Origin of the sequence: Vitiosangium sp. GDMCC 1.1324 (genome assembly GCF_003044305.1) — a bacterium.
Lineage (GTDB): Bacteria > Myxococcota > Myxococcia > Myxococcales > Myxococcaceae > Archangium.
Window position 1 is genome coordinate 505,866 of sequence record NZ_PZOX01000004.1, and the last position, 13,097, is coordinate 518,962.

Sequence of the window (13,097 nt, forward strand, 5' to 3'; positions counted from 1 at the left end):
GGCGATTCCCTTGCGCCGCGCCCGAAAACTGAGCATGCTCATTCTTGAGCATGGTCACTTCTCGAAAGAGCCGTCCCCAGCAGGAGGCCGCCGAGGCCCCCGGACTGAGGGAGCGCAACAAGCAGGAGAAGCTGGAGCGCATCCGGAAGGCGGCGCGGGAGCTGTTCACGAAGAAGGGCTTCGCGGAGACGACGACGCGGGAGATCGCCGAGCGGGCGGGCGTGGGAACGGGGACGCTGTTCCTCTACGCGCGCACCAAGGAGGAACTGCTGCTGCTGGTGCTCGCCGAGCGGGTGGTGGCGGTGCAGGAGGAGCGCTTCGGCACGCTGCCCCGGGAGGCCCCGCTGCTGGAGCAACTGCTGCACATCTTCGAGGGCTTCTTTCGCTTCTACGCGAAGGAGCCAGAGCTGGCGCGCATGTTCATCCGGGAGCTGCTCTTCATGGAGCCAGGCCCCATGGGTGAGCGGTTGCAGATGGAGCGGGCCTTCGCGGCCCGGCTGACGGCGCTGGTGGCCGCGGCCCAGGAGCGCGGCGAGGTGGCACCCGACGTGGACCTGGAGATGACCGGCTTCAACCTCTTCTCGCTGTACCTGACGACCTTGATGACCTGGCTGTCCGGGGCACTGGGCCCCGGGGACAGCTGGAGGACGATGCTCGAACGTGCGCTCGCGCTCCAGCTGAGGGGCTTCGGGCCATCGGGTGCGGACACTCCTTCCAGGAGCAGACGGAGGAAGCCATGAGCCATGAGGCAACCCTGACGCTGAGGCAGGCGCGCGAGCGCTATTTCGAGGAGAACGGTTTCGGGCAGGGCGGCAACTACGACAAGCGCTGGGTGCGGGTGGACGTGGGCCCGGTGCCCTTCTGGTTCCCCAACTCGAAGGAGCGGGTGCGGGCGCTGCGCTTCCATGACCTGCACCACGTGCTGACGGGCTACCGGACCGACTTCCCGGGCGAGTGCGAAATCTCCGCCTGGGAGGTGGCGGGCGGGTGCACGGACCACGCCGCGGCCTGGGTGCTGAACCTGATGGGAATGGGCGCGGGACTGTTCTTCATGCCCCGCAGGTTGGCGAGGGCCTTCCAGCGGGGCCTGCACACGCGCAACCTCTACCGCTCCGAGTACGGAGAGACGCTGCTGGGACGGACGGTGGAGGACATGCGGCGCGAGCTCGGGATGGAGACGCCGGTGCCCGCGCCGACATGGAAGGACCGGTGCTCCTTCGCGAGCTGGTCGGTGGCGGCCCTGCTCATGTCCGCACTGGCCATGGCGGTCTTCCTGACCCCCCTGGCCCTGGCGGCGTGGGTGCTCGCGAGCCTGTTGCACTGAACGGTCCACACGAGGGCCCACCCCTTTTCCCTTGAGACCTACCCGAGCGCCTTGAATAGGCTCGCGGCTTCAACCCACGAGCGCCGAGGAGGAGCCCGGATGGAGCGAGCAGCGAGCGACGCGGAGAAGCGCCGGCGCGTGCGGTTGCCCTGGTTGCTGCTCGCGGGCTCGCTGGGTGTGTCGGCGCTGGGCGGCTGGCTGGCGGCGCGCTCCATCTCCTCGCTGCTGACACGGGTGGAGCAGTTGGAGCGCGAGGCCACCGAGTCCGAGGCGAAGGTGGCGGAGCTCCAGGTGCTGCGCGACAGCATGGCGCGGCGGCTGCGCCTGATGGAGCAACAGCAGCAGGGATTGACCGCCCAGAACACCGCCCTCGGCAAGCGGACCGGAGAGCAGAGTGTGCTGCTCGCACGGCGCGAGGCGGTTCGCGTGGAGCTGGAGCAGTTGCTGAAGGCGGAGCTGGAGCGGGGCGAGGCCTTCCTGGACGAGTCGGAGGGCCGGCTGAGGGTGGAGCTCGCGGAGCGGCTCGTCTTCGAGCCGCGCAAGGCGGCGCTGACGCCCGCGGGAGCGGAGCTGCTGACGCGGGTGGGCTCCAAGCTGGCGGTGGAGGGACACCTGGTGCAGGTGGCGGCGCACACGGACGCGGTGCCGGAGACGCCGGAGCCAGCCTCCGCGCCGACGAGCTGGGAGCTGTCGGCATCGCGTGCGGTCACGGTGGTGCGCTTCCTGGGGGAGAAGACGAAGCTGTCGCCAGAGAAGCTGGTGGCGGCCGGCTACGGGCCCTACCACCCGGTGGTTCCGGACGACGGACCGCAGGCTCGGGAGCGCAACCGCAGACTGGAGCTGCAGCTCATGCCCGCGCCGCCTCCGCTGAAACCCACGGCCCCGGCACCGGCGCCCGCGGACTCGCGCCTGGCCAAGAAGCGCCCGGGCAACGTGAGATGACCCACCGCGTCAGCCCCCTTCCCTGAAAATCCCTTGAATAAACAGGGCGGGCAGACGTCCGAGCGCCAGGCCATACACGCTCGCCCTCTCTTTTCCGCCCTGGAGACTCCCCGTGCCCAACCTCAGGCAACTGCTGTCCGCGGCCCTGGCGCTTGGTCTGCTCGTCCACCCCGTCACGGCCGAGGCGCGCTTCGGTAAGCGCCCCAGCTCCGACAGCAGCGGGAAGACCCACGACGCCTCGCCGGTGGGCTCGGACGATGACGACGACGACAACAGCTCCAGCGGCTCCCACGGCTCCCGGGGTTCATCGAGCAGCGTGAACGCCGTCTCGACCCTCCTGGACGTCCTCTTCTTCGTCGCGGACACCTCCGCGAGAGCGTCGCGCTACGAGACGACCGTCTACGTCAACACCTCCAGCGACGAGGACGTCTCGAGCGTGCCGCCCCCGTCGGTCGAGGTGCAGCAGCGGCCGGAACCGGTGGCGGGCAACCACAACCGGCTGATGTTCCGGCTGGGCGTCGACGGACAGGCGCTGGGGGATGGAGCGGCGGTGGGACTGAACCTGGGCCTCGAGGGCAAGCGCTGGGGCGTGTCCGCGGATGTGTCGTCACTCACCCTGCTCACGGATGACGGGACACAGGGAGAGGACAAGCTCGGCCTGTACGCGGCACACCTGACATACGCGCTGTACACGAGCCACCGTGGCCGGCTGCGCGCGGAGCTGGGCGTGGCCGGGGCGAAAGCACCGGACATCACCTTCGTGGGCCCGAGCGCCGGCCTGTCCTTCGAGCACTGCCTGTTCGGCGCGCTGGATGTGGAAGCCCGCGGGCAGCTCGTCCCCGTGCCGCACCTCCAGCTGGAGTCGCAGGCGGGGCTCGCCGTACACCTGGGCGTGCTGACGCTGCGCGGCGGCTGGCGGGTGCTACTGCTGGACGACCGGGGCCTCGCGGGGGGTGGCTCCCACCGCGACGTCCTCAGCGGGCCCTACGCGGGCCTCGGACTGAACATCTGACCGCCCCACCCCTCTCCCTTCAGAGAGGGAAAGGGTGTGGCTCCCCCGCGCTCCGGACCTATTGCCCCGAAGCGCCCTCGGAGGCCGCCGCCTCCAGGGAGGCCGGAGCCGAGGACCCCGCGGAGGTGGACTCGGCGGCGGCGCCCTTCTTGCCCCGGCGCTTGGGCGGCGGAGCGAGCTTCGGTGCCGAGCCGAACAACCGCTCGTAGGTCTCCGGGGTGTTGATGTTGACGACGACGCCCGGGTCCTTCACGGGGATGCGGCGCAGCTGCAACCCCTTCACCGCGCCCTCGAGCGACGTCTCACCCGAATCCATGCTCCGCAGGCGCTCGGCGGTGCTTCGCGACAGGATGATGGGGAAGCCCGCGGCGCTCTCGAACTCGGGGCGGATGCCCTCCACCGAGTCCCCGAGTGCCTTGATGAGCGACTTGAGCGTGGAAGCCCTCAAGGCGGGCATGTCCACGGGATGGATGAGCACCAGGTCCGCGCCATCCTCGAATGCCGCCTCCAGCCCGGTCTTCACCGAGCCGAGCTGACTGTCCTGCCACTGCTCGTTCTCCACCAGGTGGACCGCGGGGTGCTGCTCCCTCACGGCCTCGGCGTCCTTGCCGATGACCCCGATGACCGAGCATCCGGCCTTGCCAAACGTCGACACGAGCGACTGGAGGAAGCTCCTACCCCCCTCATGCTCGATGAGCGCCTTGGGGTAGCCCATCCGCCTGGCCTCCCCCGCGGCGAGGATGATTGCCACAGCCTTCATGCCACGCCTCCTCGAGCCCCCATCGGTTGGCGTGGGGGCGACGTGCTACACCCTGGCAAGCGTGGAGCGATCTCGCCGCGCACCCGGGGGCAGGCCGTCGGGAAGACGGCATTTGAAGAAGCCGAGGTGTTCACCATGAATGGAAGTGTTACGTCCTTCCGCCCATGAGCGAACTCCCCACCTTCATCACCCGGCTCCATCCCTATCGCTCGAAATTCATCACCACCCGTTTCGGGCGGATGCACTACGTGGAGGAGGGCTCGGGACGCCCGGTGCTGCTGCTGCACGGCAACCCCACCTGGTCCTTCCTCTACCGGAAGGTCATCGCGGGACTCGCGGGGAGTCCCTACCGGGTGGTGGCGCCGGACCTCATCGGCCTGGGGCTGAGCGACAAGCCCCGCGAGCTGTCCGCGCACACCTTGCGGCGGCACGGCGAGTCCGTGTTGGAGCTCGTACAGGCCCTGGACCTGAAGGATGTGGTGCTGGGGGTGCAGGACTGGGGAGGCCCCATTGGCGCATGGATGGCGGCGCGGGCGGGCGGCAGGGTGACGGGGCTGGTGGTGATGAACACCGCGCTCTTCAAGCCCGAGCGCTTCCGCACCACGGCCTTCCACCGCTTCTCTCACCTGCCGCTGGTGAGTGACGTGGCCTTCCGCCTGTTCAACTTCCCGCTGCCCCTGCTGGGGCGCACCCAGGGAGATCCGTCCTCCATCTCGGGAGACGTGGCGAGGGCCTATGCCTGGCCGCTGCGGAGGGTGGTGGACCGGGCCGCGCCGCTCGCCCTGGCGCGCATGGTGCCCAACCACCCGGAGCACCCCACCGTGGCGGAGCTCACCGAGGGAGATGCCTGGGCCCGCTCATTCCAGGGGCCCGTGGAGCTGGTGTGGGGAATGAAGGACCCCATCCTGGGCCGGGCGCTGCGGCGTCACCGCGAGCTCTTCCCGAGCGCCCGTGTCACGGAGACCGCCGCGGGCCACTTCCTCCAGGAGGAGGTACCCGAGGACATCATCGCCGCCATCCGTCGGGTGGCGGACGCGCGCTAGTGCACCCAGGCCGAGCGCGAGCCCTGCCCACCCGGCACGAACACCAACCGCCAGGGACGCTCGCCTGCAATTCCTTCCGAAGCGAGGGCCGCGCGAGCGGTCAGAATTTCAGACATGCGGGCCAGCGGGAGCGTGGACCAGATGCGGTGCAGCTCCTCCTCGGTGACGTGCCCGAGCACCTCCCCGTGTCGCTCATCCACCACTGGTAACAGGTGCACGCCGTAACGGTGCATCACCTCGAGCGCGCGCATCACCGTATCCCGCGGATAGAGGATGATGTCAGGCATTGCAACGACTTGGGTCTCCACGGAGCGGCGCGTCACGGGTACCTCCAGGAAGAAAGCCATCCAGGCCCTTCACGGGCGTAGCAATCCCCCTGCCGCGCTCCCGCGCCTCCCTTTCTGGGTCCTCCACACAACTTTCGCAGAGGCTGAGAGATAATCGCTTCACCATGTCCGTGAAGCCCACCAGCGCGAACCCACTTCCCGTCCGACGCCAGCCTGAGGCGAGCCCATCCAACCCCCTGGAGAAGGTGGGTCAGGCGCTGCAGCACGCGGCGAAGGGCATCGGCCAGACCGTCAATCGCGTGGTGGACACCTTCGAGGCGAAGCTGCCCTCGCTGAACCAGCCGGCCGGGACGAAGCCCTGGGAAGGCATCACCCTCACGGGCAAGCCGCTCCAGATTCCGCTCGACGCCCTGAAGAAGGTGGACCTGGGTGACCTGCGCAACGTGCTCGAGCGCATCTTCCCCCCGAAGGTGCACGACGACGCAGGCAAGAAGCTCGTCGACCAGACGAAGGACTTCCGCGAGACGCTGGGCAAGGTGCGCCAGCTGTCCCTGGAGCTGGAGATGACGCCCGCCACCAGCCCGCGCCGCGCCGAGCTCCAGAAGGCGCTGGACGCGGCCGAGGGCAAGCTGAAAGCGGAGTCCGGCTACACGCGCACCACCGCGCCCCGGCCGGGCGCGTTGTGGGTGGACCCGCAGTTCTTCGCCAAGGAGCTGCCGGGAGGAAAGCTGAACGCGAGCCAGTTCCCCACGGGCACCCCGGTGACGAAGCCGCCCGCGCCCATGGACTTCCTCTTCGGCAAGGGGCCGCACGAGCTGAAGCTCGGCGAAGGCCCCACGGCCCGCACCGTGCGGACACCCGAGCAGTACCGGGCAGCGGTGGCGGCCCGGCGCGCCGAGCTGGGCATGCCCGTGAAGGACGGCGAGCCCGTGGGCGTGCACCTGAGCCTCCAGGGTGGTGGCGGCAAGGGCAAGAGGTACGGGGCGATGCTCGCGGAGATGTATGACCTGGGCGTGGTACCCACGAGCCTGAGCGGCACCTCGGCGGGCTCCATCGCTGCGGCGTTCGCGGCCACGGGCGCCGGCCCCGAGCAGATTCAAGCGCTGGCGAAGGACCCCCGGCTGAGCAACCTCTACGACTGGGACCTGGACATGAAGGACGGGGGCCTGCTCAACGGACAGAAGGCCTTCGAGCTCGTGGACCAGGAGCTGCGCCGGCTGACGGGCATCACGGACCGGCCGGTGACCTTCGCGGACCTCAAGGTGCCGCTGCAGATTCTGGCGACCAAGGACTACGACACCGGCGCGGGGCCCGGCGGGATGACGTCGGCCAAGGACCGCATCTTCGTCTTCAGCCAGGAGACGACGCCGGACACCCCGGTGGCGCTGGCGGTGCGCGCCTCCATGGCGATTCCGGGCGTCTTCGAGCCCGTGCAGGTGGTGGACCCGACCACGGGCCGCCGGGTGCACCTGGTGGACGGCGGCGCGCTGGACAACCTGCCCATGGGCTACAACAAGAACGACCTGCCCCAGATTGGCGCGTCGCTCACCTCGCGAGCCTCGGGCCACCCGGCGTCCCACCAGGACACGACGAAGCCGCTGCCCTCGGGCAACCTGGACTCGACGAACGTCCTCTGGAACGCCCTCAATGGCTACACGCTGATGAAGGATTCGGGGTCGGACTACAACGACTACCTGGACCGCACGCAGCCCAAGACGAACCAGTTCATGCTGTCGCTGCCCACGTGGGACCTGACGGACCCGAGCAAGAGCGACAGCACCCTGAAGTTCGGGTACGACGACAAGGTGGACCCGGCGCTGGACTCGCAGTCGCGCGAGGTGACGCGCGACTTCCTGCGCAACTTCCTCGATGACCTGAAGGTGCCGGGCTCGAAGGGCACCAACTACTCGGCCAACGTCCCCAAGAACCTGAGCTTCGACGTCCCGGTGGACGTGAAGGGCAAGCACTACCAGGTGAGCTACGCCGGCGGAGACACACTGGTGGCCACGCCGGCGGATGGGGGCAAGCGCATCGAGCTGGCGGTGGGCCGGCAGCGCATCGAGGCCATGTACCTGGACAACATGGCTTTCGGGGACCTGAAGTCGCAGCTCGCCTATACGCTGACGAACCCGAAGAGCGTCAAACCCTCCTGGCTGCCCTTCTGAAGCAACCCCGCCCGGCCCCACGTCAGAAGGAAAGGGCCGCCCGGCGAAGACCGGACGGCCCTGGGTGACGCGAAGGCTCAGCCCCTGCGAGCTCTCACTTGCGCGCCTGACGGGCCTGGTGCAGCCGGAAGTCCTCGTGCCAAGCACCATCCAGCCGCGTCAGCACCTCGCGGGCGTCCAGCACGCGCTGCTTCTCCAGCGTGAGCTGCATGTGGCTGTCGCCCACAAGGTAGCCATTGGCATACAGCGTCCGGGCCTCGGGCTTCACGCTGGCCAGCTCCTCCGGAGTGCCCAGGGCGAAGTTGAACACCTCGCCGGAGTAGGGCACGCGCTCCACGCCCACCAGCGTCGCCGTCCCCGTGCGCGTGAGCAGGGCCTCCCCCGGCTTCAGCTCGCCGGCCTGCACCACCCCGCGCTTCGCCGTCACCATCGGGTGCGTCTCCGTCACCATCACCTCGCCCCCGTGGTCATCCCGCAGCTTCACCAGGGGCTTGTTCTCTCCGCCGCGAGACACCGACGTCACCGTCAGCGCCAGGCCCTGGCCATTGGCCAGCAGCTTGTCCCCCAGCTTCACCTGCTCCACCTTCACCGTCTTCCCGTCCGCCTTCGTCACCCGCGTGCCCTGCGCGAGGCAGGCATTGCGAGTGTCGAGGTTCAAAATCTCCTGGTAGCGCGAGCGGGTGATGGGTTTGCTCGCGCCCGTGCGAGGATCGACGCAGGTAGCCTTCACGGTGGCACGCAGCATGAGCTTGAAGTTCTGGAAGACATTGAGACAGTCCTTCCCGAAGTCCATCAGGCCATTGAAGGGCGTATGAAACACCTTCGGGTCGTAGCCGTCGACGTAGGGCGTCTTGAACGGCAGGCTCCCCTTGAGCACAAGGGTGCCGGGAGCATCGCCCGCGGTGCACCGTCCGCCCCGCTCCAGCAGGACGACATCCACCTGGCTGGTGAGGGAGTCGAGGGTGCAGCCGGCAGACGTCAGCCGGGGCTCGGGGGCCGGTAGCATGACCAGGTATTCGCCACGAGCGGCCACGTAGAGGTGGGAAGCGTCAAAGCCACCCGCGGGCACCCAGTATTCGCCACGGCCGGGAGTCCAGACCCCCGTGCGGGCGCTCGTCTCACCATCCGCGGCGGCGATCCCAGTGTAGGGCGCGGCGAACGGCCTGAAGAGACCCGAGGAGGGATCCAAGTTCCCCGAGGCGTAATCACAATCCAGGGAGCCGCGCACCGCACCCCGCTGGAGGCAGGTGCGGATGGGATTGTCCGCGGGGTTGTGCCAGCCGAGCCGCTCGACCGGGTGCTCGACACGGATGATGTTGACGTCATACTGCGCGCCCGTCGGAATGATGGACGACTCGGCCACCGTATAGGACATGTGCGACTCGCCGGTCGCCTCGTCGAAGGCCATGGCCACCGAGTCCACGAAGAGCATCTCCTGGGGGTTGACCTTCACGTCGAGGTCGACCGGCGGTGTCTCGAGCACCTTGCTTGCGTACTCCTCGAGGGCCTGGGAGCCGAGCACGCGGAACTGCGTATGCTCGAGGTTGGTGGCGTAGGCGGTGACGTCGGCGTAGGCGTAGTCCGAGCCGTTGAAGCACGTGACGAGGGTGCTGGCCTGGTAGCGGGCCACCGAAGGGTCGTTGGTCGCCACTTCATTGAGCGGCAGCAGGTGGCCGCACCACTCGCGCGCCTGGGACGTGCTGGTGGTCCCCGAGGTGAGCATGTCCTTGCGGGTCACCGTGTCCGGGTTGCCGCTCCTCTTGTCCTTGCGCGCCTTCTCGAGGCTGCGGAAGAGCTGCGGCGAGTTCTCCAGGGTGTTGCCCGCTGCCTTGAGGCGGTTCTTCACGAAGCTGTACTGCGTGTCATCGGAGAGGTCGATGGGCATCTGCCGGTCATCACCGTGCTGCCCTCCACCCTTTCCCTGGGACTGCACGGCCTGCCGCCACTGCGTGTAGAGCCGGGCCATGTAGAGGGAATCATTGGCCTGCGCCTGCCGATCCGACTCCTGCTGCTGCGGCGGTACCATCTGCTGGCCGCAGCCCGCACCCAGCATCGCCAGGCACACCAGGGCCGGGACGAGACGCTGGAGCATCCGAGACGAAGTGTTCAACGCTACGTTCATGGAGTTCACCTCAGGGGGGACGAGAGAGCCTGGACGGCTCATCTCGCGGGTTCGCTCCACAACCTGGGGATGCCTCTCGGGATGTGAAGACGGGCTGGGAAAAGCTTTTCCCCACCTGTCCAAACACAGACACAACTCAAGAAAAACCCGAGAACAACAAACAATCCCTTGCATCCACCGGGACGGGCACCCGGCCGGACGAGCGGATGCCTCCGGCTGCTCCCCCCAAGTCGGACCCCTGAAGATTCTGAAAGGATTCCAGCCTCTGTCTGTATAAACGATTGGGTAAAGGTTTTCCCTCGTCCGTCGGTACAAGGGATTGGGTAAAGGCTTTCCCTCTCCGTCGATACAAGGGATTGGGTAAAGGTTTTCCCTCTCCGGATCGCCCCAAAGCAGAAGGGCCGCCCCGGTTGTCCGGGACGGCCCCTCGAGTGAGGCAACTGGATGCGAACGGCCTAGCGCCGCGCGCTCGGATGCCGGGCCTGGGACAGGCGGAAGTCCTCGTGCCAGGCGCTGTTCAGCCGCGCCAGCACCTCGCGAGTGTCCACCCGCTTCCGCTTCTCCAGCTCCGTCTGCATCTGGCTGTCACCCACCAGGAAGCCGTTGGCATACAGCGTCCGCGCCTCGGGGCCCAGGTTCGCCAGCTCCTCCGGCGTGCCGAGCGAGAAGTTGTAGACGCGCCCGTCGTACGGCACGCGCTCCACGGCCACCAGCTTCCTCGCCCCGGTGCGGGTGAGCACGGCCTCACCCAACTTCAGGTCGCCGGCCTGCACCACCCCGCGCTTCGCCGTCACCATCGGGTGCGTCTCCGTCACCCGCACCTCGTTCCCGTGGTCGTCGCGCAGCTTCACCAGCGGCTTGCTCTCGCCCCCGCGGTGCACCGTCGTCACCGTCAGCGCCAGGCCCCTGCCATTGGCCAGCAGCTTGTCCCCCACCTTCACCTTCTCCACCTTCACGGCCTTGCCATCCGCCCTCGCCACCTGCGTCCCCTCCGCCATGCACACCCGCTTGTAGTCCACGGGCTTCACCTCCGTCATCGAGGGGCAACGGAAGGGCTCGGGCGGCCCACCCCAGGGGTCCGGACATGTGCCCTCGGCGTAGACCCAGATCTCCAACCGGACGTTCTGCGCGTTGTTCAGGCAGTTGCCCGTACCGAAGTCCATGATGCCGTTGAAGGGGTACTCCCCTGGCACGGTGGACGGCCGGAAGGGCAGCTCGCCCTTGCCCACCACGGTGCCCGGCGACGTCCCCGCCGTGCACCACCCGCCGGAGTCAGTCAGGATGGCCGCCACCTTGCTGGTGATCTGGGTCACCTGGCACTGATCGAGCACGTGGGGCATGAACGTCCCACGCGCGGGGACCTGGAAGCGCGCCGGATTGTAAGGAGGCACCGCGGGCTCCCAGTACGCACTCTTGTCCGGAATCCACGTCGGCGTGCCACCGCCGGTGGTCGTGGCCAGCGAGGCCGCTGCGTCCACCGCTGCGATGCCCGTGGCGCCCGTACCCGGGAACGGCTGCCAGCGGCCATCCGGATAGACGCGCACCGAGCCGTAGTCGCAGTCCAGGAAGCCATGCACGCTCCCGCGCTCGAGGCACATGCGGATGGACTGGTCCCACGGATTCCCACTGAGCAGCTCGCGCGGGTGCTCGACGAGGATGTCTCCCGCTGGCACCGGCGGGTGCAGCGTGGCCGTCAACGACGTATAGGTGAGGTTCTCCTGGCCGGTCGTCTCGTTGAAGGCCAGGGCCAGCGAATCCGTGAGCAGCTGGTCGCCAGCCGTCCGCTCCACGGAGACGGAGATGGGCGCCGTCTCCAGGACCTTGCCGGCGTACTCCTCATCGGACTCGGAGGCGATCAGCCTGAAGGCCGTCTGGGCCTTGTCCGTGATGAACGCGTTGATGTCCACATAGCCATAGTCCGAGCCGCCGAAGCACGAGGAGAGCGCCGTCCCCTGGAAGCGGGCCAGCTTCGCGTCATTGCCAACGCTCCCGAGCGGAATCATGTGACCGCACCACTTCTCATCCGCAGTGATCGTTCCCGATTCGTCCGCGGCCCGGGCCTGCCCGCCTGGCGCCGCCAGCGGCCGCTCGGGAGGGCCCACCCGGCGGTGGATGTCATCCAGACGCTTGTAGAGCCGCGGGGCATTCCAGGCGGTGAGTCCCGAGGCCTTGAGCCGGTTCAACACGAAGCGGTACTGCACGTCGTCGACGAGGTTGAGCGGCATCTGCTCGTTGGCGCCACTCTTCAGAGCCTGCGCGTGGAGCGACCGCAGCCATTGCTCATAGAGCTGCGCCATGGCACGCGAGTCTTCGGCGAGCTGCTGCTTGTCCACCTGCTCGCTCGTCGGCTGCCGTTGCTGGCTACATCCGGCCCCGGCCGCCGCCAACATCAGCAGTGTCAGGAAGATTGACGGGGACCAGGGGCCTGTCTTCGAGGGACTTCTCATGACGCTTTCCATCCAAGGCATGGGGATGAGGACGCACCTCCCCTCTCCAGGGAGGAGGAGCCTTGGCGACGTGGTCACTGGCGGGCTTGCGTGGTGGAAGGGTCGCGGAGTGCACACGCTCCGGCTCGCCACTCAACGTGTGTCCGCGCACCGCTCCATGCAGTGAGAACGAAGTTGCCTGTGAATCTCACGACACCCGGGCCGGACTCGCGTCGGCCTCACGACTGTCAGGTGCCCGCTGGATGGACGCGGTCCTCCGGATGATGACGGAGGACCGCAATGCCTCTCAAGAATTCAGAGGCGGAGTGGGAAAAGTTTTTCCCTATTTCTTCTTCGTCGACTCGAGCAGCTTGCGGAAGTTCTTCTCGGCGCTGGCGACGGTGCGATCGGGGCCGGTGAGCTTGAAGAAGAGAGGGCCCTCGGGGCCCTCCACGATGGCGCCGAGCAGACGGTAGCCGGGCTTGGGGGTGGAGGGGCCCATCATGGGGCCGCCACCGGTATAGGTGCCCTTGACGTCCACCGTGGTGACGGCGAGGCCGTTGAGGGTCTCCTTCTTCGTCTTCGCGTCCTTGTCCGAGACGGGAGTGCCGTCCGCCTTCTGGAACTGACCCAGCCAGCGCTTCACGTTGGCGTCCACCGCACCACCCTGGCCGGCGCCGAAATAGAAGACGGCCAGCTCCGCGGCGTCGGTGTCTCCCTTTGCAGGGGGAATCCGATAGGTGGCCGCGCGCATGGGCCGGGTGCCCTGCGACTCCCAACCCGCGGGCGCCGACCAGGTCAGTCCACCCGCCTCGGGAGCACCCTGCGGGGCCGCCTGCGCGGGCGGGGCCTGGGGAGGTGTCTGCTGCGTCTGGGCCTGGGCCACACCCACGGCCGCCATGATTGTCATCGCACCGAACAGTCGTTTCATGGGCCCAACCTATATCGAGAACGGCCCCCCAGCATCGTCTGTTTCCTATCCGACGCAACGGGTCGGCCCCCCTCCGCGCGAATCC

Annotated in this window: 11 protein-coding genes; 6 read left to right on the forward strand and 5 right to left on the reverse strand. The window is 68.1% G+C overall.

Annotated features, from left to right (window positions below; translation table 11 throughout):
- Window positions 1-50 precede the first annotated feature (50 nt).
- The 4 genes from DAT35_RS58975 (at window position 51) to DAT35_RS14860 (ending at window position 3,278) form a co-directional block, all read left to right on the forward strand.
- Window positions 51-740: a TetR/AcrR family transcriptional regulator gene (locus DAT35_RS58975; RefSeq protein WP_158501703.1), complete on the forward strand. Its 690-nt coding sequence runs from the start codon at window positions 51-53 to the stop codon at window positions 738-740.
- Window positions 737-1,324, forward strand: coding sequence for a hypothetical protein (locus tag DAT35_RS14850; protein ID WP_108067640.1), 588 nt, complete (start codon window positions 737-739; stop codon window positions 1,322-1,324). Before DAT35_RS58975 ends, DAT35_RS14850 begins: the two co-directional genes overlap by 4 nt.
- A 99-nt stretch (window positions 1,325-1,423) precedes the next feature.
- Window positions 1,424-2,266, forward strand: coding sequence for an OmpA family protein (locus tag DAT35_RS14855; RefSeq protein WP_108067641.1), 843 nt, complete (start codon window positions 1,424-1,426; stop codon window positions 2,264-2,266).
- A gap of 112 nt (window positions 2,267-2,378) precedes the next feature.
- Window positions 2,379-3,278, forward strand: coding sequence for a hypothetical protein (locus DAT35_RS14860; RefSeq protein ID WP_108067642.1), 900 nt, complete (start codon window positions 2,379-2,381; stop codon window positions 3,276-3,278).
- 58 nt (window positions 3,279-3,336) lie between these two features.
- Here the strand turns inward: DAT35_RS14860 and DAT35_RS14865 are convergent, their stop codons facing one another.
- Window positions 3,337-4,038: an NTP transferase domain-containing protein gene (locus DAT35_RS14865; protein WP_108067643.1), complete on the reverse strand. Its 702-nt coding sequence runs from the start codon at window positions 4,036-4,038 to the stop codon at window positions 3,337-3,339.
- Window positions 4,039-4,202: 164 nt separating this feature from the next.
- Between DAT35_RS14865 and DAT35_RS14870 the strand changes: the two genes are divergently transcribed.
- Window positions 4,203-5,081 carry an alpha/beta fold hydrolase gene (locus tag DAT35_RS14870; RefSeq protein ID WP_108067644.1) on the forward strand — a complete coding sequence of 293 codons (879 nt, stop codon included), beginning with the start codon at window positions 4,203-4,205 and terminating at the stop codon, window positions 5,079-5,081.
- Here the strand turns inward: DAT35_RS14870 and DAT35_RS14875 are convergent.
- On the reverse strand, window positions 5,078-5,428 hold the full coding sequence (locus DAT35_RS14875; protein WP_233261484.1) for a CBS domain-containing protein: 351 nt from the start codon (window positions 5,426-5,428) through the stop codon (window positions 5,078-5,080). The two genes, DAT35_RS14870 and DAT35_RS14875, sit on opposite strands and share 4 nt — an antisense overlap.
- A 104-nt stretch (window positions 5,429-5,532) precedes the next feature.
- Here DAT35_RS14875 and DAT35_RS14880 point away from each other — a divergent pair, with 104 nt between their 5' ends.
- Entirely contained in the window at window positions 5,533-7,533 is a 2,001-nt protein-coding gene (locus tag DAT35_RS14880) for a patatin-like phospholipase family protein (protein WP_108067645.1), read from the forward strand.
- Window positions 7,534-7,627: 94 nt separating this feature from the next.
- On the opposite strand, the gene DAT35_RS14885 is transcribed toward DAT35_RS14880, so the two are convergent.
- The 3 genes from DAT35_RS14885 to DAT35_RS14895 form a co-directional block, all read right to left on the reverse strand.
- The gene (locus DAT35_RS14885) at window positions 7,628-9,655 is read right to left on the reverse strand and encodes a Hint domain-containing protein (RefSeq protein WP_158501704.1); all 2,028 of its coding nucleotides are present in this window, start codon (window positions 9,653-9,655) and stop codon (window positions 7,628-7,630) included.
- A gap of 455 nt (window positions 9,656-10,110) precedes the next feature.
- Window positions 10,111-12,102: a Hint domain-containing protein gene (locus DAT35_RS14890; protein WP_146209718.1), complete on the reverse strand. Its 1,992-nt coding sequence runs from the start codon at window positions 12,100-12,102 to the stop codon at window positions 10,111-10,113.
- 322 nt (window positions 12,103-12,424) lie between these two features.
- Window positions 12,425-13,012 (reverse strand): hypothetical protein, encoded by a 588-nt coding sequence (locus DAT35_RS14895; RefSeq protein WP_199242891.1) that lies wholly within the window; start codon window positions 13,010-13,012, stop codon window positions 12,425-12,427.
- Between the last annotated feature and the right edge of the window lie 85 nt (window positions 13,013-13,097).

What these genes read in the sequence shown, in the direction of transcription:
- DAT35_RS14875 (WP_233261484.1), bottom strand. Translation starts at nt 5,428, where the DNA reads ATGGCTTTCTTCCTGGAGGTACCCGTGACGCGCCGCTCCGTGGAGACC.
- DAT35_RS14870 (WP_108067644.1), top strand. Translation starts at nt 4,203, where the DNA reads ATGAGCGAACTCCCCACCTTCATCACCCGGCTCCATCCCTATCGCTCG.
- DAT35_RS58975 (WP_158501703.1), top strand. Translation starts at nt 51, where the DNA reads ATGGTCACTTCTCGAAAGAGCCGTCCCCAGCAGGAGGCCGCCGAGGCC.
- DAT35_RS14850 (WP_108067640.1), top strand. Translation starts at nt 737, where the DNA reads ATGAGCCATGAGGCAACCCTGACGCTGAGGCAGGCGCGCGAGCGCTAT.
- DAT35_RS14855 (WP_108067641.1), top strand. Translation starts at nt 1,424, where the DNA reads ATGGAGCGAGCAGCGAGCGACGCGGAGAAGCGCCGGCGCGTGCGGTTG.
- DAT35_RS14865 (WP_108067643.1), bottom strand. Translation starts at nt 4,038, where the DNA reads ATGAAGGCTGTGGCAATCATCCTCGCCGCGGGGGAGGCCAGGCGGATG.
- DAT35_RS14895 (WP_199242891.1), bottom strand. Translation starts at nt 13,012, where the DNA reads ATGAAACGACTGTTCGGTGCGATGACAATCATGGCGGCCGTGGGTGTG.
- DAT35_RS14890 (WP_146209718.1), bottom strand. Translation starts at nt 12,102, where the DNA reads ATGAGAAGTCCCTCGAAGACAGGCCCCTGGTCCCCGTCAATCTTCCTG.
- DAT35_RS14885 (WP_158501704.1), bottom strand. Translation starts at nt 9,655, where the DNA reads ATGAACGTAGCGTTGAACACTTCGTCTCGGATGCTCCAGCGTCTCGTC.
- DAT35_RS14880 (WP_108067645.1), top strand. Translation starts at nt 5,533, where the DNA reads ATGTCCGTGAAGCCCACCAGCGCGAACCCACTTCCCGTCCGACGCCAG.